General features: G+C 56.9%; 20 protein-coding genes. 4 read left to right on the top strand and 16 right to left on the bottom strand.

Annotated elements, in window-relative coordinates:
• Positions 1 to 32: 32 nt before the first annotated feature.
• From HMPREF9451_RS09895 to HMPREF9451_RS08575, 13 genes are all read right to left on the bottom strand, one after another.
• Positions 33 to 551, bottom strand: a complete 519-nt coding sequence (locus HMPREF9451_RS09895; RefSeq protein ID WP_009139912.1) for a helix-turn-helix transcriptional regulator — start codon at positions 549 to 551, stop codon at positions 33 to 35.
• Positions 500 to 973, bottom strand: a complete 474-nt coding sequence (locus HMPREF9451_RS09890; RefSeq protein WP_009139911.1) for a helix-turn-helix transcriptional regulator — start codon at positions 971 to 973, stop codon at positions 500 to 502. Before HMPREF9451_RS09890 ends, HMPREF9451_RS09895 begins: the two co-directional genes overlap by 52 nt.
• A 292-nt stretch (positions 974 to 1,265) precedes the next feature.
• Positions 1,266 to 2,060 carry a peroxide stress protein YaaA gene (gene yaaA / locus HMPREF9451_RS08625; protein ID WP_009139910.1) on the bottom strand — a complete coding sequence of 265 codons (795 nt, stop codon included), beginning with the start codon at positions 2,058 to 2,060 and terminating at the stop codon, positions 1,266 to 1,268.
• Between the two features lie 76 nt (positions 2,061 to 2,136).
• Positions 2,137 to 3,363: a Fic family protein gene (locus tag HMPREF9451_RS08620; protein WP_009139909.1), complete on the bottom strand. Its 1,227-nt coding sequence runs from the start codon at positions 3,361 to 3,363 to the stop codon at positions 2,137 to 2,139.
• Positions 3,364 to 3,704: 341 nt separating this feature from the next.
• Positions 3,705 to 4,964 carry a DNA (cytosine-5-)-methyltransferase gene (gene dcm / locus HMPREF9451_RS08615; protein WP_009139908.1) on the bottom strand — a complete coding sequence of 420 codons (1,260 nt, stop codon included), beginning with the start codon at positions 4,962 to 4,964 and terminating at the stop codon, positions 3,705 to 3,707.
• A 201-nt stretch (positions 4,965 to 5,165) separates the two neighbouring features.
• Positions 5,166 to 5,534, bottom strand: coding sequence for a VOC family protein (locus HMPREF9451_RS08610; protein WP_009139907.1), 369 nt, complete (start codon positions 5,532 to 5,534; stop codon positions 5,166 to 5,168).
• A gap of 266 nt (positions 5,535 to 5,800) precedes the next feature.
• Positions 5,801 to 7,498: a Na/Pi cotransporter family protein gene (locus HMPREF9451_RS08605; RefSeq protein WP_009139906.1), complete on the bottom strand. Its 1,698-nt coding sequence runs from the start codon at positions 7,496 to 7,498 to the stop codon at positions 5,801 to 5,803.
• 607 nt (positions 7,499 to 8,105) lie between these two features.
• Entirely contained in the window at positions 8,106 to 8,873 is a 768-nt protein-coding gene (locus tag HMPREF9451_RS08600) for an SDR family NAD(P)-dependent oxidoreductase (RefSeq protein WP_009139905.1), read from the bottom strand.
• A 220-nt stretch (positions 8,874 to 9,093) separates the two neighbouring features.
• A complete protein-coding gene (gene nrfD / locus HMPREF9451_RS08595; protein ID WP_009139904.1) occupies positions 9,094 to 9,978 on the bottom strand; it encodes an NrfD/PsrC family molybdoenzyme membrane anchor subunit in 885 nt (294 codons plus the stop codon).
• 6 nt (positions 9,979 to 9,984) lie between these two features.
• The gene (locus HMPREF9451_RS08590; protein WP_009139903.1) at positions 9,985 to 10,524 is read right to left on the bottom strand and encodes a 4Fe-4S dicluster domain-containing protein; all 540 of its coding nucleotides are present in this window, start codon (positions 10,522 to 10,524) and stop codon (positions 9,985 to 9,987) included.
• Entirely contained in the window at positions 10,524 to 12,728 is a 2,205-nt protein-coding gene (locus tag HMPREF9451_RS08585) for a molybdopterin-containing oxidoreductase family protein (RefSeq protein WP_009139902.1), read from the bottom strand. Before HMPREF9451_RS08585 ends, HMPREF9451_RS08590 begins: the two co-directional genes overlap by 1 nt.
• Positions 12,729 to 12,775: 47 nt before the next feature.
• The gene (locus tag HMPREF9451_RS08580; RefSeq protein WP_009139901.1) at positions 12,776 to 13,408 is read right to left on the bottom strand and encodes a molecular chaperone TorD family protein; all 633 of its coding nucleotides are present in this window, start codon (positions 13,406 to 13,408) and stop codon (positions 12,776 to 12,778) included.
• Positions 13,409 to 13,453: 45 nt separating this feature from the next.
• On the bottom strand, positions 13,454 to 14,170 hold the full coding sequence (locus HMPREF9451_RS08575) for a 4Fe-4S binding protein (RefSeq protein ID WP_009139900.1): 717 nt from the start codon (positions 14,168 to 14,170) through the stop codon (positions 13,454 to 13,456).
• Positions 14,171 to 14,434: 264 nt separating this feature from the next.
• Here HMPREF9451_RS08575 and HMPREF9451_RS08570 point away from each other — a divergent pair, with 264 nt between their 5' ends.
• Positions 14,435 to 16,549, top strand: coding sequence for an aldehyde ferredoxin oxidoreductase (locus HMPREF9451_RS08570; protein ID WP_009139899.1), 2,115 nt, complete (start codon positions 14,435 to 14,437; stop codon positions 16,547 to 16,549).
• Between the two features lie 82 nt (positions 16,550 to 16,631).
• Here the strand turns inward: HMPREF9451_RS08570 and mazG are convergent, their stop codons facing one another.
• The 3 genes from mazG to HMPREF9451_RS08555 form a co-directional block, all read right to left on the bottom strand.
• The gene (gene mazG, locus HMPREF9451_RS08565; RefSeq protein ID WP_009139898.1) at positions 16,632 to 17,426 is read right to left on the bottom strand and encodes a nucleoside triphosphate pyrophosphohydrolase; all 795 of its coding nucleotides are present in this window, start codon (positions 17,424 to 17,426) and stop codon (positions 16,632 to 16,634) included.
• Positions 17,427 to 17,668: 242 nt separating this feature from the next.
• On the bottom strand, positions 17,669 to 18,295 hold the full coding sequence (locus tag HMPREF9451_RS08560; RefSeq protein WP_009139897.1) for an iron-sulfur cluster assembly scaffold protein: 627 nt from the start codon (positions 18,293 to 18,295) through the stop codon (positions 17,669 to 17,671).
• Positions 18,296 to 18,304: 9 nt separating this feature from the next.
• The gene (locus HMPREF9451_RS08555; protein ID WP_009139896.1) at positions 18,305 to 19,159 is read right to left on the bottom strand and encodes a hypothetical protein; all 855 of its coding nucleotides are present in this window, start codon (positions 19,157 to 19,159) and stop codon (positions 18,305 to 18,307) included.
• Positions 19,160 to 19,536: 377 nt separating this feature from the next.
• Here HMPREF9451_RS08555 and HMPREF9451_RS08550 point away from each other — a divergent pair, with 377 nt between their 5' ends.
• From HMPREF9451_RS08550 to HMPREF9451_RS08540, 3 genes are all read left to right on the top strand, one after another.
• Positions 19,537 to 21,051: a helix-turn-helix transcriptional regulator gene (locus HMPREF9451_RS08550; protein ID WP_009139895.1), complete on the top strand. Its 1,515-nt coding sequence runs from the start codon at positions 19,537 to 19,539 to the stop codon at positions 21,049 to 21,051.
• A 202-nt stretch (positions 21,052 to 21,253) separates the two neighbouring features.
• The gene (locus HMPREF9451_RS08545; RefSeq protein WP_009139894.1) at positions 21,254 to 21,442 is read left to right on the top strand and encodes a 4Fe-4S binding protein; all 189 of its coding nucleotides are present in this window, start codon (positions 21,254 to 21,256) and stop codon (positions 21,440 to 21,442) included.
• 261 nt (positions 21,443 to 21,703) lie between these two features.
• Positions 21,704 to 22,063, top strand: a complete 360-nt coding sequence (locus HMPREF9451_RS08540) for a winged helix-turn-helix transcriptional regulator (protein WP_009139893.1) — start codon at positions 21,704 to 21,706, stop codon at positions 22,061 to 22,063.
• Positions 22,064 to 22,218 lie beyond the last annotated feature (155 nt).

Here is a 22,218-nt window from a genome sequence, read left to right as displayed (position 1 = left end):
CGCGTTTTATGCGAAAAGTTCGACTTCACCACCTACCGGCCCCTTTCCAGCATGGCACGTGCTTGGTCGTTCATCCAATTGCGCACCCAAGCCGGTTCAAGCACCTCCAAATACACGCCGTAAGAAAACAAGTGATGGAGCATTCGCTCGTTCAGTTGGCAACATACCGTCACCGACAGGCGACCGTCAGACATAACGTCGATAACATCGGGAGCGAACTCTTCCCGAACACGACCCGCCGACTCGGGAGCGAATAGCATAGAAAGACGAGGAGCATCGCCCGATGAGCCGCTTTGTGCAGCCGCTCCATCGGGTCCGATAAAGCGTGTGACAGGGGGAGCTTCGCGCAGTTCGAACGCAATGGGCAAAAGCTCGATTGACTCCCAATCCATGCGCAGCAGCTTGAACGTGCGCCAATTGTTGCGCATCCGACACCACGCCTGCACATACCACGACCGTTCTTTGAACAAAAGCTTCGCGGGCTCCACCTCACGCACGGTTACGCGGTCGGCATTATCGCGATACGAAAACCGCAAGACCCGACGGCGCACGATAGCCTCGCGCACAACATCGAAAGCGCGGCGGCACGTCGGCGGTGCGCCCCAGAACGAAAAACGACATCAATCCAATCGCTTGGCTCGCGGCGAAAAAGCGAGGCGAGGCGTTTCATGAGGGCATCGCCGCCGGAGGAGACTGACGCATCAACGCTCGAAAGCAACATAAGCGCCGCAAGCACATCGTCTTTTTCGTCATCGCTCATCAACGACGAGTCCATCACATACCCGGGCAGCAGCCGCACGCCGCCGCCCTTGCCTTGCACTGTATACACGGGAACGCCTGCGGCCGAAAGCGCCTCGATATCGCGACGAACCGTGCGCGGCGACACTTCGAGCACGCGCGCGAGTTCGCCCACTGTGCATGCCTCGTGCGCCATCAACGCATAGACGATTTCGAAAAGCCGCTGCTGTTTCATGGCCGCGCCCTCTCCTTTGTTTTGCACAATGTATTAACTAATTGTTAATAACTTTTTCCACATATATTCTTACCTACTATCTTAAGTGTTAAGAATTTTTTAATACAGAATAAGGTAGACAATCCTACGCATCTTCGCCGCAACCGCATCAGGGGCACAAAACACAAAGGCCGGATTTCCGCTTAACGGGAAATCCGGCCTTCATTTCGTTCTATATTCAAATATGCAGAAACTCGTACGCAGGCAGCCTCAATGTGTCGAGCCATGCGGTAGTCAGCCGTCGCGCCGCTGCCTAATGCACGAACACAAGCGCATCTTCCGACGAAAGCTTCCGATCAAACTCATAACCGCCCATGTCAAAGCGGGTGAAATCGGCTGGGCTCTCTATGTCGTTTTCGGCGCACCAGCGCACGAACGTCCCGCGAGCAGCCTTCGCTTCAGTCGAACGCTGAGCAAATTTCCCGTTGCGCATCGAACCGAACAAGCAAGTTACGTAACGAACCCCGCCCTGTAGCGCGCTCGCCCTGGCATACGGCTCAACCGCCTTCGCATACTCGACAGATGCAAGATTCACAATGACACGCTCGCAGGAATCGCATGCTTTCTTCTGCTGGTCAAGCTCATCCACCAAGGCATCGAACAAACGCGATCCCCAGAAACCATAAAGGGTACGCGCGTCTCCCACAGCAAGCTTCGCCTGCATTTCGAGTCTGTACGGCACCACCGCATCGAACGGACGCAACACACCGTAGAACCCTGACAGAATACGCAGGTGGCTTTGTAAGTATTCCAGCTGATCAGCCGTAAGAACATGCGGAGCCATATTCTGATACTGAATGCCTTCGTAAGAAAACACTGCCGGTGTACATGATTCGGCAGCTTCCACATCCATATGCATCACACGTTCGTAGTTCAACTCCGCCAACGCATCGCTGCACTTCCACAGCGCCTTCGCCTCGTCGTACGAAAGCGCACGCAACGCATCAAGCAGCTCGCGTGTCTGAGGGAGAAAGCGCGGCATATCCCGCCACGCGAACGAATCGCTTGCATCAACCATCTTTTTGGCGGGAGAGATCATGAACAGCATGCAGGTTTCCTTTCCTCAATGAAGCAATATGCGCTCCGGGATAGAAAGCAGGCAAAATACGCAGTGCTTGCTATTCTCAAACGCCCCCGAGACAAACAACTCGACGCTCGAGCTCGTCCAATTCGCATGCGTAATAGACCTTATGACCAACCCGTTCAACACGAACAAGGCCGGCATCTTTCAAAGGCCTGAAACGCCTCTGAAGCGTTGGCTTCGTTATATCGAGAACCTCGCACAGTTCGTCGGACATTACCCCATACAGGGCAAACAAGCGAGCAACGATAAGAATACGCATCAGTTCATAAGAAGATTTGTCTCCCTGTTCGCCATAAAGCTCCCAAGCAAGAGCCTCGTACTTCCGCAGATTTACATCCCTTTCCGCAAGGGCTTCCCTCAGACGCTCCATTCCCGTCAAAACGATATCGACGAACTCAATGACAAACGGCGTCAAATCCCCTTTGTTAAGCGGATGCTCGCATGTCATGAATGCCTTGTAGTAGCGCCCGATTTCTTCCTTTATGGCGAAGGAAAGCCTCAATCCAACGAGCTTTTCATACTCTCCCGCAATAATGGAACTGCTGATAAATCGATTCGTGCGCCCATTGCCGTCATAGAAAGGATGAATGTATCCGAAAAGAAAATGGCTCACGGCAGTACGAACAAGCACATCAACCTCTTCGTTTTCAAGGAAAGCAAGCATGCATTCCATCATCTCGATGATTTTTGATTCCGGTTGAACGCCATGATGCATTTCCTGCCCCGCGCCATCGACGACCGATACCGATCCCGTTCGAAAATATGTGCCGTCAGGTACTTTTGCGGGGTCGGAGGCGCAAACTTCCTGAAGCACCAGCTCATCGTAGATGCTTCGCACGTCCGAACAGGTGCTTATGAAAACGGGTTCTCCGCGCAGAAGCTTGTCGTATTTGGCAACAATGCCGTGGAAGCGCTTCTTTTTGTCGCTTTTCTCCAAGGTCTCAAGGACGTCGCTGATTTCACGACGTGTTGAGTAGACGTTTTCGATTTCGTTCGTAAGAACGATTTCGTCAATGAGGCAGGCGTTCGCGTAATCCGATATGGCTTTTCCGGGCAATTGCTGGATAAGCCGAAATATTTCCTTGTCGACTTTCGCCGCCTTCACAAGCATTGCGCTCAGCGGCGGCGTGAGGATGAAAAACGCAGGATACCCTCCGATATTGCAGCCTATCTTCACAGCCGATTCAGAATTGAACCTGCTTGCGTAGAGCTCTTTCTCATCCACGCTGGGGTCATGAAAGGCCTTGCGTAAAGTTTTATACTTCATGGCACCCCTTCTTCGGACAGCAATACATGATCAAAAGCACTGATTTTTTTATTCAAAAACGACCATTCTAAAGAATCCGATAAAAAAATGCCTGATTTTTTACTTTATATTGGCGAAAACGGCTTATCGAGTAAAACTTTTTACTGAATTGATGCCCCAACTACGGCCCGCTCTCCGATAAAAGCGAATCCGATACAGCGCAGCAGCCTGACACGAACGCTGCCCTCGCATCCGACGACACGAGGGCAGCGCAAAATCATCGAGCCCAAAACGTTGACTAACGCGAACAGCCAGATTCGACCAACGCGTACGCTTCGGAAGCACGCCAGCACGCGCAACGACTACTCGGCACGCTTGGCGATTTCTTTTCCTATGCGATGTACCACGCTAACTACGAGCGCGTTGCCCATGCAAAACGCTCTGTTACCGTCGGTCATGCCCGCATCCGTCCAGCCTTTCGGAAACGTCTGCAGCTGATCGAGCTCGTCGGGCACCAGGCGACGGTAGCGTCCGCTTTCCGTTTTCACGACATGCTTCGTACGCGACGCGCCGGCACCGCCCTCGCCTGTCAGGATGGTGCGCGACGGTTTATCGAGCGCATCGGGAAACGCCATGCCGCCTTCGCTGTACAGGTACGTGTAGCCCGACGAATGCGTGCGTTCTTCCTTCTTGGCGCCCTTGAAATACTCCCAGCGGCCGAGCTTGTCTTCGTCTATGAAGAAAGCCTCGGGCACTTCGGCTTCGGGAACCAACACGTCGCCCAAGGTTGCGAAAGGACCGCCATAGGAGGGCACCACCTCGGCAGTGAACACCTCGCCGTTTTGCATAGCGCCGGCACCGCGGAAGGGAGAGGCCTTAAGGCCTTTACCAAAATTCTCGCTGATTTCGAACGGCTCGCCCTTGATCGCGAATGCGTTCGCCTTCGTGACCGTGGAGCTTATCGGAAGCGCTTGGGCCAAAACGCCCGTTTCGCGAACGCGCTCCTCGACGTTCCAGGCCGGAGCGTCTTTCTGCGCGAAGATATATACACGGCGGCGGCGCTGCGGAGCGCCATAGTCGGCCGCATTCACCACACGCCATTCCACCGAGTAGCCGCGCTCGTTCAGGCACGCCAGCATAATGGCGAAATCGCGCCCGCGCTGCGATGCCGGCGACTTCAGAAGGCGATCCACGTTCTCAAGCAGCACGTATTTTGGAGAACACAAGAACAAGAACCGGTAGATCTGCCACCAGAGCACGCCTTTTTTGCCCTCGATGCCGCCCGCCTGATTCAGCGGTCGCGCAACCGAATAGTCCTGGCAGGGGAAGCCGCCCACCACCATATCGTGATCGGGGATAGAGCGCTCGCCCGCCTCCACCTGATCGAGCACGCGCTCAATGTCTTCGTTGACAACGGACCCTTCGTCAAAGCGCTCCGCATAGCAACGCGCAGCAAACTGGCGCGTCTCGGTTCCGGGCGGCTCCCACTGATTGGCCCAGATGGTCTTATACGGCCCGGCCGCAGGAAGATGCCATCCGCGTTCGTCGTCGTTATAGCCGTCAAGCGCGAGACGAAACCCGCCCACGCCCGCGAAAAGCTCGGCCACTCGAATGGTCTCCACGTCCTGCCTCCGAATTCTTTTTTGGAATCTTGCTGGGAAAATGATCGCCGATCTTGGTTCGGCAGTCAAGATCTCTTTTCGCAAAAGCGATATATTATCAGAACCCGAGCGCCCCCGAAGTCGAAAGCCGCAGTAGCAATGCTCGGTCTCTCAGGCAGGCCCCATAGCAGGTGCCCAACGCGATCGAAGCTATTCGAGACTCTACTTTGCAGGCACGATTTCCAGCCAGCAGCCATCGGGGTCTTCGATGAAGTAAATGCCCATCTTTTCGTTCACGAAGCAGATGCACCCCATCTCTTCATGCAGGGCGCGTGCGCTGTCCATATCGTCAACCTCGAATGCAAGATGCGTGTCCCTGCCGCCGTTGTTGTATGGCTCGGTTCGACCGTTGTTCCAAGTGAGCTCCATCTGAAAATCGGTCTCGTCGTTTCCAATGTAGACATTCTTCCACGACCCGTCTTCGGGGCCCATGCTGCTCTGCTCTACCAGACCAAGGGCCTTCTCGTAAAACTCGAGGGACTTCTCAAGGTCAAGCGCGTGAATGCACTCGTGAACCATTTTCGCTTTCATGCAATCCTCTTTCATTGCCTACCGTTAAAACGGAATACACCATACCCGCCGCGAAACGAGCAGCAACGCGCGCTCGTCATTTTTCACAACAACGAAAGGAAACGCACGCTTTACGCGTTGCCCGCATCTCGTGTGTGCCATCGCTCGCGGACGGAAACGCCAAATATGGTGTCGCCCAGACTTCACTCGCCGGCAAAACAAAAGCGCGCCCCGCCGAAGCGGAGCGCGCCTGGAAAATCGAGTCGGTCTTGCGCGCAAGCCCTTGCCTACTTCACCGAATCGAGCACGTCAGAATCTTCAAACAAGAAGTAATCGAGACTTGTTGTACCGGGGAATGCCTCGACAATATTGAGGCAGCTTCCGCCAATGCGCTCGATGTCAGAAAGCACGCGGTTGAACGCCTTCGTGAGGCTCGGCGAGCATTCCTTGCTTGCCACGCGCTTCATGTGGCCCTTGCGCATGTGCATTTCGATCTCGATCATGCGCGAGTTGCCCTCGTTCACACGGCGCGCTTCGTCGCTGTCGCCCGAAGCCATGGAACGCATGGCGCCTGCGAACATCTCTTCGGCCAAGAACATCGCATCACGCAGGTCCTCCGAAGCCTTGTCGGAGAAGTCGCTTCGACGAGCAATTTGCGCCACATCTCCGCACAGCTGGCCGATGCGTTCGATGTCATTGATCGCGCTCATAAGGTTCGCCGTACGTGTAACCTGATCCTCGTTGAGCAGACCCGTAGCGAACAGCTCGGCCAGGTAGTCGGTCACCTGCTGACAGACCTCGCCCGCGGCAGCGGCCTTGCGAGACGAGACGTCAAGGCGCTTCGCGTCCTTATCGCGCAGGGCGGCGCCCATATCGTGCATAGCCGCGCGCACCGTTTCCCCGCAACGAACCGTTTCTTTAGCAACAAGCTGAAGAGCAACGATAGGCTGGCCCAGCAGACGATCGTCGAGATATAAAGCGACCGCGGGATCGGAATCGCCTGCCGCAGTTTTCCTATCAGGAATAATGCGGGTCACAATCTTCACCATGAGCCATATGAATGGAAGCCACAACAGCGTCATGACGACATTGAACGACGTGTGCGCATTTGCAATCTGACGGGAAATGACCTCGATTTCAGGACCCGCCGGAGAAATGAACTGGATAAACGTTGCGAACGCGGGAATAAACCAGATGAAAATAAGGCAGCCGGAAATATTAAAGAGGCTGTGAGATACCGCGACGCGCTTGGCATTGCGGCTCTGGCCGATGCTAGCAAGCAGTGCGGTAATAGTAGTGCCGATATTATCACCAAGCAAAACGGGGATGGCGCCCGTAAGGCCGATGATGCTCGCACCGTCAGGACCGGGTGTCGCAGCAAGATTCTGCAAAACCGCGATAGTGGCCGAGGAACTCTGAACGATAACGGTCATAACCGTGCCGACGATAACGCCCAGTACGGGAATGTCCACGACCTGAGAAATCATATTGATGAACACAGGGCTCGTTGCGAGGGGCTTCATGGAATCGCCCATGGTCTCGATGCCAAGGAAGAGCAGGCCGAAACCGAGAATGCTCAGACCGACGCTCTTGATGCGCTCGGTTTTCGCAATGAACGACATAAGGAAGCCTATAAACACGAAGATGAGGATGTAGTCCGTGATTTTAAAGGCAATGATCTGCGCCGTGATCGTCGTGCCGATATTGGCACCAAGAATGATAGAAATGGCCTGAGGCAGACCCATTAACCGGGCACTTACGAAGCCGATCGCCATAACGGTGGTGGCGCTACTGCTCTGCAACACGGCGGTGGTCAAAGCGCCGGCCAACACGCCAAGGACGGGATTTTTCGTTAAAAGCGCGAGAATGTTTTTCATCTTTTCGCCAGCAACCTTCTGAAGGTTGTCGCTCATCATGTTCATGCCAAAGATGAAAATGGCAAGGCCTCCAAGAAGGCCGACTACGGTGGTAAACGCGTTGTCCACGATTCGTTTCTCCTAGATCGCAAGGGCAAAACTGCTTAAAACCATCGGGGGAAAAGTATAGCGACCCCGCAACTTTGCCCGGCCTTTGCAATGTAAGATTTTTGCAAAGTTTGCCCGAGAAAGGGCCTCATGCGCCGCTCACCGAAACCCACCTATCCGTCAAAGCGCAATACGCCGCTCGCCGGCCCCATCCACAGCGCAACCAGCGCCAGCGAACGGCATCTGTGCCGGAGCCTCCGTCGCAATGAAGGGCCCGTCAACGCCTTATGTCACGAGACAAGGGCTTGCTTATCGGTTTTTGCACGAAACGTATCAACGCAAGGGCCTCAAGGGACGCTTCATCAAGAAGGCGAGGCTTTTTATTCCTCATTACTTTAGCTTTTGTTGATTTTCCTGTGCGCTATTCTGGAAAGAAAGGGCTTCGTTGATACGTTTCGTGACTTTTCCGATATGCGAGAAGGAAATTCGTGCATTTTAAGCCGCGACGGCGCTCCGAAATCAAAAAAGGAACCCCAAAGCCACCCTCGAAACAATCTCGTACGACATAGCAAAGGCCCGAGCGCGCGATGCGCTCGGGCCTTAAACCATGCGGGATAAACGACGTCCCTTACGGCCTCAAACCGCTTCCGCCCTGCATGGTGATGGTCTCGCCGGAAATATAGCTTGCGTCTTCCGAGCACAGGAAGACGGCCGTACGTCCGATATCGCTTTCGGCATCGCCGAAACGACCTGCGGGAATGCCGCCAATCTGCTTTGCGTAAGCCTCGGGATACTCTTCTTTCCACTTCGCCAGCTGGCTTGTCATGACAAGCGGGCAGATAACGTTGCAGTTGATGCCGTCAGGGCCCCACTCGGTGGCAGCAACGCGGGTCATACCTCGAATACCCTCTTTTGCAGCAGCATAGGAACTTTGACCGAAGCGGCCGAAAAGACCTGCGCCGGACGCGAAGTTGACCACGGAACCCTTGGTCTCCTTCAGGTAGGGATGGCAGTGCTTCATGTAGAAGAAGACAGCATAAATGCCGGAATAGATAGCCTTGTCGAAATCTTCCTTGCTATGCTCGACCAAGGTAAGGCCGGAGGCGGAGTTCTGCGCATTGTTAATCAGGAAGTCAATACGGCCGAACTCTTCGGCAACCTTCTTGACTGCGGCAGCAACCTGCTCCTCGTCGGATCCGTCGGCCTGCAGGGGAAGAACCTTGACGCCGTACTTTTCCTCCAGCTCAGCCTTCGCGTCTTCAAGCTTCTGAAGATTGCGACCGGTAATGGCCAGATTGCAGCCTTCCTTTGCAAAAGCCGTCGAAAGACCCCAACCGATTCCGCCGCCTTTGCCGCCACCGGTGATGATGGCAACCTTTCCGTCGAACTTGCCCATAACGGTCTCCTCACTAGATGGTGTGTCTTGACCCCAAAGCCGTCTCGGACTTAAAGCCAAGCTCTCTTTTGGCGCATAGCATACCCGCCTTCCATGTTTCGTCTAGGTAAATTCCCCTGAAGTGCCCATTCTGTCGATATGCGAGCAATCTCGACGCATTTACGCCGCCGAAGCCATAAAAAAGCCCCTCGGCGCGCGCAAAGCACCGAGGGGCCGAAACCTACATCACAAACGTGACAGGAAGCGCCGCCATGACAACAAGGAAACGCAGCAAGAAACCGCCGATCAGCACGCCCGCATCGGATGCGGCGCTGATCATGTGCGCCTTCTTGGACTCTTCGAACTCCTTCGCGGAGAAGAAGAGCAGCCAGGTTTCAAGGCCGGTCGGAACAACCAAGCCGATCAGCACCAGGCCAATCCAGAACAGCGGAGCCCACGTCCCGGCAACCATGCTCATTACGGAGTCGAAGCCGGCCGGAGAATTGTAGCTAGTGATGAAGCACAGCGAGGCAACCAGCACAATCTCGATGATGGGCAGGCAGAAGTGGAACTTCTTCAGCACGCCGGCCTTGTTGAACTCGTCGGCATGACGAAACACCGCAACCAGCAGCACCGATGCGGCGCCGGCAGACATGGCAGACACCAGGAACAAGATAGGCAGCAGGGCGTTGTTCCACAGCGGGAACGTCTTGCACACGCCCAGCAAGGCGCCGGTGTACATGGCAACACACACGCCGAACACCACGCCAACAAGCTCAAGCCACTTCGGAACAGACTTCTTCATGAAATCGAGAACCACCACGATGATAGACACCACCATGAAGCCCGCCAAGAATACAACGCCCCAGGTCATAACCGAAAACGGGTTATGCAAAAGCAAGGCGAAGCGAAGCGGGTTGTGCAAGCCGGCCTCGGCGTCCACCATAAGCAACAGCAAGCCGATCATAACGGCTACGGGCGCAATAAGATGGCCGACCTTGCGCATGTTGACGGCCTCGGGATGACGCCACGCAAGAAACGCTGACGTCACAAACGCGCCGCCGCCCAAACCGGCAAGGAACAAATACCAGGCGATGGGAGCGCCCCAGATAGGTTCGAATGACATCCTTCATCACCTCACGTAGAAGACTTTTGATTTGGTCAAATCGCCATCGATCGGCTGAGCGTTCAGCTCGGCGATCTTCTGCGATATCTCGGAATTCGGGTCGTCGAGGTCGCCGAATGTACGCACGCCGGTCGGGCATGCCGTCACGCACGTGCACATCTCGGTGCCATCAAGTGCGGAAACCGTGCAGAAACGGCACTTGTCAACCGCGCCGGTTTCTTCATTGACCACACGCGCCTGGTAGGGGCACGCCGCCATGCAGTACTTACAGCCGATGCAACGCCCGTGATCGACGCAAACGATGCCGTCTTCCGTGGTGTAGGTTGCGCCCGTCGGGCATACGGCCTGGCACGGAGCGTCAACGCAATGCATGCACTGCGTGGGCACATGCTCAATCGTGACATGCGGATACGTGCCGCGCTCGAATTCATGGAACTTGATGAACGACTCAGCAGGAAGCAGGTCGTTTTGCCTCTGGCATGCCGTGCGACAGGCGTAACACCCGATGCATTTCGTCGTATCGATAAGCATTCCGTAACGTGCCATTACGCACCCACCTTCTTAACAGTCACCAAGACCTCATGCGCCATGGTGGAGCCATAGCCGCGCTCAAGCTGATAATCCATGAAGTCCGTAGGACGCAGGCCCACGCCGTACGCCGTATGCTGGTCTTTCGAAGAGCATCCGTACGCGGGCGGCATGAACACGGCCGTCGGGTTCAAACGCTGCGTCACCTTCACATGGCAGCGACCGGTAAACTTCTCGTTGGAAAGCTCCACCTCGTCGCCGTCTTTGATGCCCAGTTCGGCAGCACGATCGGCATTCAGCCACACGCGCGTCAAATCATAGTCTTGGGTAATGGACATCAGCGCTTCGCAGTTCGCCGTCATAGTGTGGCTATGAATGGCCTGCTTGCCCGTGATCAGGCGGAACTGGCTGCCGCCGGCGGGAACAACCGCAGGCGCCACCCATACGGGAGCGGCGGAATAGCCGGCCTTCTCGCACGCCTCGCTTGTGAACTGAATCTTGCCGGACGGGGTCTTCCACTTCGGCGTCTGGCCGTAGACGAAGGCCTTCTCGGGGAATTCGACCGTGCCAACCTTGCGAAGCTCGTCAAGGCTCAGACCCACCGTCTTAAGCTGCGCGTCCGCGAGCTCTTCGACCGTGAACGGGAAGTACTGGCCCACGCCGCACGCCTCCGCCAAGCCAGAGAAAATCTGATCGACCGGCAGGGTGTTCGGGTGGATAACATCGAGCACCTTGTCGCGCAAGGAGACACTCGGCACCTTGCCGCCGTTGAACACGGGAATCTCAAGGCGCTCAAGATAGCTGCATTCGGGAAGCACGTAGTCTGCGCAAAGCGCCGTCTCGGACATCTGAACGTCAACGACCACGCACAGCTCAAGGGCATCCAGGCACTCCTGCATGTAAGCCGGGTTGGAATAGCCGGCAACCATGTTGGAGTTGTAGAAGAACATGCCCTTGATTTTGCCTTCTTTCGCAAGGCTCGCAGCATGGATATTCACGCCCATGCCAGCCGAAGCAAGCGGGTACTCTTCGGAGCCCGCCTTCTTGGCCTCGACCTTCGGTACGGGAGGAAACTTCGTCTCATCAAGCTTACCCGCGCTGACACCCGAGGTCAAAAGCGCGCCGCCTTCCTGGTTCCAGCAGCCAAGCAGCGTGTTGAAGATGACCAGGGCGCGTGCCGTCTCTCCGGAGTTGGCATACTGGTTGCCAAAACCTCCGCGCCAGCCGGCGTCGATCGATGCCGCGGGGGCGGCCTGGGCGAACTCGTGGGCAAGGCGCTCGATGGTCTCGGCGGAAATGCCGCAGACGCCTTCCGCCCACAGCGGAGTGTGGTCGGCAATGCCGGCGGCGAATTCGTCGAAGCCTTCGACGTTTTCCGCCACGTAATCCTTGTCGTAGATGCCATCGCGAATCAGCACGTTGCACATGGCCAAAATAAACGCCAGGTCGGTGCCAGGGTTGATGGGCAACCATTCGTCGGCAAACACCGTGGAATTATTGCAGCGCGGATCGACCATGACGATCTTCGCGCCGTTTTCATGGGCCGCCTGCAGGTCCTGCAGATGGCTCGGACGAATGGCGTCAGCGACAGAACGGCCTATATACATGATCATCTTGGTGTTGGGGATGTCACTCTGGAAGTCTCCCGCACCAATGACCTGGGCAAAGCCGGATGCTTTCGAAAGGTTGCATGCTGCGCCGTGCGTATAGTAGTTCGGCGAGCCAAGCGCGTCCAGGAAGCGCTTGGTGTAGAATGCGCCGCTCGGACGGGGGTCTTGCACAAGAGCCAGCGCCTCGGGGCCGTTGGCGTCAATGATTGCCTTAACCTTCTCGCCGATCTCTTGATACGCCTGCTCCCAAGAAATCGCCTCGAACTCGCCCTTGTCGTTTTTCTTCAAGGGGTCGGTCAGGCGGTCCTCGGAATAGACAAAGGACGGATAGCCATAGCCGCGAGCGCAAATTTTGCCGCGAGCGTGGGCATCATGCTCGCTCGGGATGAGCTTCGACAGGCGGCCGCGCTTCACATACGCCTTGTAGCCGCACTTGCTCGAGCATGCGTTGCACATGGTATAGGCAGACCAGGAACCCTGATCGTTTTCGGGTTCGTCAGCGTACGCCTGCTCCCAAGCGCCGAAGCTCATGTATCCACCCGCCGCAGCAAGGGCCGCTACACCCGCGCTGCCGGCCAGAAAGCTCCGCCTTGTAATTGCGTTTTCTGACATTCTCGGTTCCTCTCTTACAGATATAACTTGAATATGCCGGCGGCTTCTTATTGTTCGGCGCCGCATGCCGCATCGGACCCTTTTGCAACCTCAACCGCGTCGATGAGGACGTCGACTAAGGCGAGGTAGAAATCCTTCTGAGGGTCGGCAAGACGCAGCAGCTTCTGCCGATAATCGGCCAGCCAGCCAAAGCGTTCCAAAGCGAATGAACGAGCATCTTGCGCGCAGCCGCTTCGCAAAAGCACAGCGAGCAAGTCAAGCTCCAAAGCCAGATGGTCCGGCCAAGCCTCGTAGCCCTGCGGCACGGTCATGCCCAATCGGTCAATAAGGCTTTCCATGTAAAGCGCCGATTCCGAGCGATACATGCCGCGCTGGCCCGTATTTGCGGCGCCGCTTTCACGCCAGGGACGATACAGCGACTCGACAGGCATAGCGGATTCGGGCAGACCGCCGGTGAAATGGCAACGGCAGAAACGTCCGTGCTCTTCGAAACTCGGCGGATTCTCAATCGCAGCAAGCTCGCGGGCGGCAAGGCGTTCGGCGAGCACTCCGCTTTCGGCGTGCGCTATTTCGGCAAGAAAAGCGTTCCATACCTCGGGAGAAACAAGCTCTTCGTAGTCTTGCTCACCAAGATCGACAAAGCACTTCGAAGCCACTGAAAACACTGCCGGAGTATTCATGAACCAGCCCTCTCATTCATTCGAAATTGTAAGAACAACGAGCGGTTAGTTCTCGACCAGCGTGGTCGTGCGGACAATGCCCTTGTTGATGGCCTCCTGCGCGATGTCTTTCCAGTCGACGAACTTGATCGCGCCGTTGGGGCACTGCACGGCGCAGCGACCGCATGCGATGCACTTCGTGGAAACGCCGGTTTCGGTGTCTACGACAGGCATGTTCCAAGGGCACGCTTCGTGGCACATGCCGCAGCCGATGCACGCCTCGGCGTTCACCACGCGAGCGCCGGTTTCCGGATCGGGCGCAATGGCATGCACGGGGCAGTTCTTGACGCACCAGGCGTCTTTGCACTGCTTGCAATGCTCAACGGTGAACTGGCAGTCGCGGAAAATGCCGTCGGGGCTTTCGCCGCCAGAACCGAAGTTATAGTTATCCCACACGCGAACGCGAGCGGTGTGCTGGCATGCACGACCGTCGTTGCGCAGCGAGCACATAAGCTCGCAACGCTGGCATCCGGAGCAACGCGCGCGATCGGTGATAATCATCTTCTGAGGCAAGGGGTCGAGCACGATGCGACCCGATGCGATGCTTTCTTCAACAACCCCCCATTTGGCAAGAGCGCCGCCGGCGATAAGTCCGGCAAGACCGATGCCTACGCCGCCGATAACCACCTGACGACGAGTGAAGCCCTTCTGCGCGGCCTGCTCAGCGCCTTCCGCCGCTTCCGCGGTCTCAGTCTGCCCCAGGGCCCCCTTCTTCTCCTCCATCGAATGTTCCTTTCCTAGCATCCTTCGTAAGGACACATACCCCCCTGAAACGCACTTCGCACAAAAGCTATATTGCAGGGGCGCGCCGGTGGCTCGTCCCCTCTTTAGGGATAAAAACGCAGGTGAGAGACAATCCCCTCAAAGAGGGGACACCAAAACCGCCCAATTGCGGATAATGACCGCTGACCGAAACGGTCGCACACGCACATGCCTCCGCACACGCAGCTTCACGTCAACGTTTCAAAAGAGACTTGGAGAATTGCAATGGCAAAAGAAGACAACGTTTCGTTCGGTTGGGCCGGCAAAATCGCCCGCGTCAACCTGAGCACGGGCGTCATCTCTACCGAATCCACCGACCCATACAAGCAATACATCGGCGGTATGGGCATCGCCAACAAGATCATGTATGACGAGGTTCCCGCAGGAACCGATCCGCTCTCTCCCGAGAGCAAGGTCATTTTCGCCGTGGGTCCGCTGACCGCCTCCGGCGTTCCCCTGGCAGGCCGCACCACGCTTGCCCATCTGTCCACGTTCACGAAGGATCATCTGGTCGTCGACTCTCACATGGGCGGCATGTTCGGTGCGAAGCTGAAGCTCGCAGGCTGGGATGCGCTGATCATCGAGGGCCAGTCCGACAAGCCCGTTTTCGTCAAAATCATCGACGGCGATATCACCATTGAATCCGCCGACGGCGTGTGGGGCCTTGGCACCCGCGCTGCAACCGAGGCGCTGAACACCCTGGTTTCCAACCGCGCCTGCGTTGCAACCATCGGCCCCGCCGGCGAAAATCAGCTCCCGTACTCCAACATCATCAACTCCCGTAACCACTCCGCAGGTGCCGGCGTGGGCGCCATTCTCGGCTCCAAGAAGTGCAAGGCCGTCGTTGTCGAAGGCAACGGTTCGGTCTACGTCAAAGACCCCGAGGCCATTGCCGAGTTGTCTGACTACATGCTCTCCGACGTCATCGGCTCCAACAACAACCACGTTGTGCCCTCTACCCAGCAGGAATGGGCGGAATTCTACGACGAAGGCTCCCGTTGGACCGCGCGCGACGGCCTGACCTGGGCTCTCGCTGAAGACGGCCCGATCAACACCGGCGAGCCCAAGCCCGGCGAGCTTAATACCGTCGGCTATCGCTGCATGAAGTCCACCAAGGACCTCGGCCCTGCCGCCGAAAAATACACCGTGAAGATGAACGGCTGCCACAGCTGCCCGATTCACTGCTACTCCGACCTGCGCGTCGAAGCGGCCGAGGGCACCGCGGGCTTTGAGACCGTTGGCAACACCTGCGCCGCCAACTTCCCCGTGTCCGTTTACATGAAGAAAATCTTGGGCCTCGACATTGCCGACGACGAAAGCGTCCTGTGGGATATGACCACCCAGGCAACCATGGACAACCTCGGCCTTTGGTGCAACTACGCCCAGCTCTACCGCGATATTGCCCATTGCTATCGCGCGGGCGTTTTCGAGAAGAACCTGCCCGCCGAAGAGTACGCCTCCATCAACTGGGCCGGTTTTGAGAACGACTCCAAAGACCCCACCGTCATGGTTGAGATTCTGACCAAAATCTCCCAGAACGACTCTGAGCTCTCTAAGATCGCCTACGGTCCTTTGGTTTGGTGCGAGCGCTGGAACGACCAGGAATGGTTCGACACCGCAACGTCTACGCTCATCAACTATCGCGGCTGGCCCGTCCATCATGCAATCGAGTGCTTCGGCCAGGTAGGCGCCGTGTACAACATGATGTTCAACCGCGACGACATGATTCACTCCGCCGTCAACTTCCAGGGCTGCGGCCTTCCGTGGGAGATCAAGCAGCAGATCGCCAAGGAGGTCTGGGGCAGCGAGACCGCCATCGACCAGAACAAGAACTACACGCCCATGAACGAGTACAAGGCCAAGTTCTGCTGGTGGAGCATCGTCACCGACGTGCTTCATGACTGCCTGACCCTGTGCAACTGGGTGTGGCCGATGACCATGTCTCCCAGCAAGTCCCGCGACTATCGCGGCGACTTGGACCTCGAGGCCAAGTTCTACACCGCCGTCACCGGCGAGGAAATGACCCGCGACGAGCTCTACAAGCGCGCCGCCTCCGTCATGACGCTGCAGCGTGCCAACACCGTGCGCGGCATGGGCACCACCGACATGCGCAACGAGCATGACACCATCACCGAATGGGTGTTCACGAAAGACCCTGACATTCAGCCCTTCACCGCCGGCACCGACAAGATGGAGCGCGAAGACTTCCAGACCGCTCTTGGCATGGTGTACAAGGAATTCGGCTGGGACGAGAAGACCGGCGCCCCGACCGCCGCATGCCTGGATGACTACGGCATGGGCGACGTCAAAGACGAGCTTGCAAGCTTGAACCTGCTGTAACGTTCGCAAAGTAAGCCTTACGCACGAAGGCCCCTGGAATATCCAGGGGCCTTCATCGCTTCGGATGCTGAATTTGCACAGGCTAGCGGGCTTCGCGTCGCTTGGCCTGCTGCCAGAGCTCTTCCATCTCCTCCTGAGAAAGCTCCGCCACATCGCGACCTTGCGCCCATGCCGCCCCTTCAATGAACGACCAACGAGAACGAAACTTCGCACAAGTGCGGCGAAGCGCGCCCTCGGCGTCAACGCCGCGCCAACGTGCGACGTTGACCAGGGAAAATAAGACATCGCCAAATTCCAGCTCCGCCTCATCGGGTGTAGCGGCCGCCTTGAACTCGGCTATCTCTTCTTCCACCTTCGCCCACACGTCGGCTTCGCACTCCCATTCAAACCCCACGGCAACAGCTTTGCGCGAAATCTTCTGCGCCTGCATAAGCGCCGGAAAGCTCGTCGGCACGCCGTCAAGCAAGCCCGCTCGCTCGCCCGATTCGGCATCGGCGGCCTGCTTTTCCTTGAGCTTTTCTGCATCCCAAATGCCAAGCACCTCGGAAGCGTCTTGCGCCGCCGCATCGCCGAACACATGAGGATGGCGACGAACCATCTTCGCATCTATGTCTCGACACACGTCGTCGATGTCGAACTCTCCCGCATCGGCGGCAATCTGGCTTTGCAGCACAACCTGCAGCAGCACATCCCCAAGCTCTTCTCTCATATGGGCAACGTCGTCCGCCTCAATTGCGTCAACTGCCTCGAAGGCCTCCTCGATCATGTTGTGCGCAATGCTGCGGTGCGTTTGCTCGCGATCCCACGGGCAACCGTCGGGCGCGCGCAAGGCGGCAATCGTTGCAACGAAAGAGTCGAATTCTTCATGTTTTGACATAGGGTTTCCTTTCTTGGCGCATATGCCTGACAATGCGAAAAGCCCTCCGCCGCGCATGCGCCCGAACGGCCAGGCCGCATAGACTTCAACGTCTCGCCATGACGCACGGGGGCAGACGCGACGGCTGCCGAGCAGCTGCCTTTCAAACCTGAGAATCAGACGACAAAAGTAAGGCGGCATAAAAAATCGCGACGACACGCGCCGTCGCGATTCGATTGTAGCGGAAAAGCCGCACAGAAGCCCTATTTGCCGAAACGCAGAGAAACGCGCTGGTCGCGCAAGGAGCAGTGCTCGCACATCGAGCAATTCACCCCGAATTCGTCGCACGCAAGATTGGCGTCAAGCCATGCAAGGTCTCGGCCTTGGCGAAGGAAGAAATCACCCACCATGGCACGAACGGCCTCTACCGCCAAATAGGGCCGCGTGACGCGGTCGGCGGGCATCTTGCCAAGCTCACGCTTCAGGTCGGCCACGCTCACGTCAAGCGCTTCGTCCACCGTTTTACCCTCGATCAAAGCGGTAATCAGACTTGCCGAGGCAATGGTGGCAATGTCTCCGCGGCAACGAAAACCCGCGCGCTTTATCAGCAGACCGTCTTCGTCAATCACGCAGAAGAGCTGAATCGCACGCTCCCCGCGCTTTGACATGCCGGTCATGCTTGCCGCATTGCAGCCTTCGGGGATGCCTGCGCGCCTATGGTCTCCGGCCAATTCGACAATTCGCTCGGAGTACACGTCCATGTGCTCTTCGGGATCGACCTGGTAGATATCCCGCGTGCGAATGACGCGCACCACCGCATCGCCGAAATCGTGCTTCGGCGGCTCGGTGTCAGAAAAGTCAATGTTGCCGTGATCGGCGTAATCGTACATGTGGGCCTCCTACATGTTTGCGCGGCGCTCAACCGATTCCCATTCGGCCAGCGCTTTCGCCTGCGCGTCGCTGAGATAGTCGGTCGAATAGAAATACACGTCCCCGTTGCTTGCAGAGCAGCTTTTGATGTCAGGATACTGCCCGGATTCCTGCGCAATGCGAAATGCCTCGTCAATGCGCTCGTCAGTCATATAAACCGGGCGGTTTTTCAGCGATGCGGCCTTAAGCGGACGGGGGTAGATCTTGGACTCGTTGCGGGCATTGTCCACAAGCGTCATAACGTCGTCGTCCTCGGCGGCAAGAAACGCCCAATGCGCAAACGATTCGCTCATCATGTCGGACGAATACAGATACACCACCGTGCCTTCGAGCACCTTGATGTCGTCAAGGTGCCATGCGTCGTCTTCGGAGTCGGACGGCTCGGAGCTGCAATCTTTGGAATCGGCGGCTGCAGCATCGTTTTCGTGGTCCTGCGCCTCGATGATGGTGTCAAACACTAAGTCGGTGAACTCGACGGGCTCCATATGCTCGGGCGTCAAACCTGCAGCTTCCCAGTATTCCTCCGTAGTCAGCTCGCCAGCACGCGAGCGGCTGCGAATGTCGGCGAACACCGCCTCAAGCGCCTGCCGTTCGAAGTAAGTCTCGCGCTCGCCAGGCGTCAACGATTCAAGATACTCCTCGTGCTTGCGGCGCTCCTCTTCAGGATCGACCAGGTCGGACAAATCCTGCCCGGAAAGTATGGAGGATAGAAACTCCTCCTCCGGAGTCATGTCCGTGCCCGCTGCCGAAGCAAAACCCTGGCCAGGCTCCAAAACCGCTTCGTCGCACACAGACGAAGCGACCTCTTTGCAAGTCTCATCCATGAACGCCACTCCTCTTCTTTCAAAACCCGTCGGAGATACAGCTCCGACGGGCATCGGTGACAAATGCTTCGACAAGCATGCCCCACACAAAAAGCAAGCTGTCCCCTCTTTGAGGATAATGTCCCCTTATTTCAAGAAGTCGCACGTCAAACGCACCTGCCATCGCAAAGCGCGTCCAATTGCCACAACGCCGGCGCCGCGCTGTCGAGCGCCGCAATGCGTCAAAGCGGCGCCGAACGCCGCCGTGCGCCGACAGGCTCCCCCATTCGTTTTCTGCAGGCACGCCAAATTGATGCAATACAAAACCGCTCAAAACCGCACGGCTTACGCCGCCCTGCTTTATAATGAACACGTCCGAAAGGGGAGGGGACAACCGTATGCCACAAAACGACGCCGTTCGGCAGTCAGCGGCTTCTATGTCGCAGACCGTCTTGGCTCTTGCGCCCACGGTGCTGGGGCTTATGATTGCGCACATGGGCCTTATCGTTTCCGCCTATGGAAGCTATTCGAGCACCGACCAGGGAATCTACGCCGACGGGAGCAGCATCCTTGCCATGCTTCCGCTTTTCATCTTCATGTGCGTTCTCGGCAAAACGCGTATCAGGCTGGTCAAGAAGCACATCTTCGTGCTCACCTCCATAGCCATCGCCGTTCAGGCTGCATCCATCATCGCCCTGGGCGTCGTCTTGCTCACAGGCAATCTACCCAAGACCCTTTCCTTCGGGCTGTCCGTGATAATCACCCTTTCAAGCTATCTTTCCATTTTCTATTGGCTTCGCCGGGCACGCGGCGCGTCTTCGTCTTCGGCCGCAACCATCGCTTTCGGGTCGCTGCTTTTGAGCGAGCCCCTTATCTATCTTGCCTCTTTGATGCCGCATGGCGTGGCGTGTCTTGCCGTCGGGCTGCTGACGCTTGCCCAGTTCATCTGCCAGAAATATGCACGCTGCCGGCCGCTCGTCGAAAATATCCACGCCGAGACAACCCCGCTTGGCTACTTCGGCTTCGCAGAACGCATGATCGACGGCGTAAGACTGCTTGCCATTCTTGCCCTTGGCATGCTGCTCCTGTCGTTTGCCGTGGGCATACTTCGATGCTTCCCCGACGGAAGCCCCATTCCGTTTTCCCCCGCCACACGCGTCGCCTATATGGCCCTTGAGATGCTGTTGTTCGCAGCGCTTATCTGGCGATCGTTTCGCGGATCGCGCTCGGTTATGACCACCAGCATCTGGGTCATTCTCGAGGCGTCAGGCGTTATCGCCCTTATCTGCTACGCGTTCTTCCCGAACAACCTTGCGATCGGCGCCGTTTTCACCACCGTTTTCAACGCGGGCATGACCGGCTTCATGTGGTACCTGGTCGTCGCGTTTTCCAGCTTCGGCAACCGCGACCCGTATTACTACGCCATCGCCGGCTGGATGGTATTTATGGTGCCGCGCGCCATTGCCCGCATCCTCATGGAAATAGCACCGGGTTCCATGGGAGACGCGCCGCTTTTCGCAATTGTCGCGGCGCTGATTGCGGCAAACGCCCAGCTGGTTTTCGTGCAAATCATCTGGATCGAACGCACGGTTTCCAATGAAAAAAGCTCGGCCACCGCAAAAAGCATCCGAACCCTGCTTGGCCTTGACGACGCGGTCAAAGAAGATCCCGCCAGCATCCGCCGCGCTCTTATGCAAGACAACACAAGACAGATGCAAAACCAGTTTTTGCTCTCTGACCGAGAGACCGAGGTCCTCACGCTCTATGCAATGGGCCTGACGCAACGAAAAATTGCCGAGGAACTGTGTATCTCCCCCGGCACCACGCATACGCACATCAAACGTATCTACACAAAAACGGACCTGCATTCGCGACAAGAGATTCTCGACTATATTGAACGCTATACGGGCTAATACGACGTGAACGCGATGCGAACACTGTGCGGCGCACCGCCTGAAGAAGCCGTGCAACCCGCGTGCGGCGTTTTGTATGCCATTTGGCATCATTTGCAAATTTCTTCTCGCAAACACGCTATTGAATGGTATCTTGCGTGCAGGTGATAGGGACTCGCAGGGGGCGAGCTCCCGTTGTGTACGTGTACAAAAGGAGTGTGTCATGCCTCATCCTGTTCTTGAAACCGACGAATGCATTGGCTGCGGCATCTGCGTAGACGCTTGCCCTCAGGGCGTTCTTGAAATCGCCGGCGGCGTTGTTGTTCTTGAGAACGAAGATGCCTGCGTCGCTTGCGGCGACTGCGTTGAAGAGTGCCCCATGGGCTGCATCACCGAGATCGTCGAAGACTAACTCCGCAGCCATTTCATAGCGCATAACTTTGAAGGCCCGCTGGCAAAGGCGGGCCTTCGTGCGTTGCGGGGCTGCGTTGATTTCATTTTTTCTGCAAATATCCAGAACGCCCCTGATGCTTATTGGCATAAAGAATGAAAAAGTGACCCAGGGCAATTGCGGTTAGAAGGTTTCTATGGGATACTAAACGGCACCATTCAAACGAATACGCTTCGCTTAATCACACCTTAAACACCGCACGAGCGAAAGGACCGCCACCGCATGGCCACCAAGCTTTCACGCACCGCATGCCCCATTGAGGCAACGCTTTCCCTTATCTCCGACAAATGGAAGATTCTCATTCTGCGCGACCTGCTTACGGGTACCAAACGGTTCGGTGAGCTCAAGAAATCCATTGGCAGCATTTCCCAAAAAGTCCTCACGTCCAATCTTCGCGCCATGGAAGACGACGGCCTCGTCGTGCGCCAGGTGTATGCCGAAGTTCCGCCTCGCGTCGAATACACGCTGACCGAGCGAGGGGAAAGCCTACGCCCCGTCATTGACGCCATGCGCATCTGGGGCGAAGAACACCAGGCGGAACTAGTCGCCGAAGAAGAGGCGGCGAAATCCCAAGATTCCTAAACTAATACGGCAAGGACCGAGGCCAAGGCGAAAAGGCCCGCGCCGTATTAGCCGCAAAGAGGGGCAATTCCCATGCCCCGTCAGCCGCGCGGGCAAGCAGCCTTCGCGCCCCGTTCGTCACAAAAAGGCGAACCTCGCCCTCCGTTCGTCGTGAA

The sequence above is a fragment of the Slackia piriformis YIT 12062 genome, assembly GCF_000296445.1.
GTDB lineage: Bacteria > Actinomycetota > Coriobacteriia > Coriobacteriales > Eggerthellaceae > Slackia > Slackia piriformis.
This window is presented reverse-complemented; position numbering and strand designations above follow the sequence as displayed.

Coding starts and splice junctions, on each gene's coding strand:
- HMPREF9451_RS09890 (WP_009139911.1), bottom strand. CDS start 973: ATGAAACAGCAGCGGCTTTTCGAAATCGTCTATGCGTTGATGGCGCAC.
- yaaA (WP_009139910.1), bottom strand. CDS start 2,060: ATGCTGTTCATGATCTCTCCCGCCAAAAAGATGGTTGATGCAAGCGAT.
- HMPREF9451_RS08620 (WP_009139909.1), bottom strand. CDS start 3,363: ATGAAGTATAAAACTTTACGCAAGGCCTTTCATGACCCCAGCGTGGAT.
- HMPREF9451_RS08610 (WP_009139907.1), bottom strand. CDS start 5,534: ATGAAAGCGAAAATGGTTCACGAGTGCATTCACGCGCTTGACCTTGAG.
- HMPREF9451_RS08600 (WP_009139905.1), bottom strand. CDS start 8,873: ATGGGCAAGTTCGACGGAAAGGTTGCCATCATCACCGGTGGCGGCAAA.
- nrfD (WP_009139904.1), bottom strand. CDS start 9,978: ATGTCATTCGAACCTATCTGGGGCGCTCCCATCGCCTGGTATTTGTTC.
- HMPREF9451_RS08590 (WP_009139903.1), bottom strand. CDS start 10,524: ATGGCACGTTACGGAATGCTTATCGATACGACGAAATGCATCGGGTGT.
- HMPREF9451_RS08585 (WP_009139902.1), bottom strand. CDS start 12,728: ATGTCAGAAAACGCAATTACAAGGCGGAGCTTTCTGGCCGGCAGCGCG.
- HMPREF9451_RS08580 (WP_009139901.1), bottom strand. CDS start 13,408: ATGAATACTCCGGCAGTGTTTTCAGTGGCTTCGAAGTGCTTTGTCGAT.
- HMPREF9451_RS08575 (WP_009139900.1), bottom strand. CDS start 14,170: ATGGAGGAGAAGAAGGGGGCCCTGGGGCAGACTGAGACCGCGGAAGCG.
- HMPREF9451_RS08570 (WP_009139899.1), top strand. CDS start 14,435: ATGGCAAAAGAAGACAACGTTTCGTTCGGTTGGGCCGGCAAAATCGCC.
- mazG (WP_009139898.1), bottom strand. CDS start 17,426: ATGTCAAAACATGAAGAATTCGACTCTTTCGTTGCAACGATTGCCGCC.
- HMPREF9451_RS08560 (WP_009139897.1), bottom strand. CDS start 18,295: ATGTACGATTACGCCGATCACGGCAACATTGACTTTTCTGACACCGAG.
- HMPREF9451_RS08555 (WP_009139896.1), bottom strand. CDS start 19,159: ATGGATGAGACTTGCAAAGAGGTCGCTTCGTCTGTGTGCGACGAAGCG.
- HMPREF9451_RS08550 (WP_009139895.1), top strand. CDS start 19,537: ATGCCACAAAACGACGCCGTTCGGCAGTCAGCGGCTTCTATGTCGCAG.
- HMPREF9451_RS08545 (WP_009139894.1), top strand. CDS start 21,254: ATGCCTCATCCTGTTCTTGAAACCGACGAATGCATTGGCTGCGGCATC.
- HMPREF9451_RS08540 (WP_009139893.1), top strand. CDS start 21,704: ATGGCCACCAAGCTTTCACGCACCGCATGCCCCATTGAGGCAACGCTT.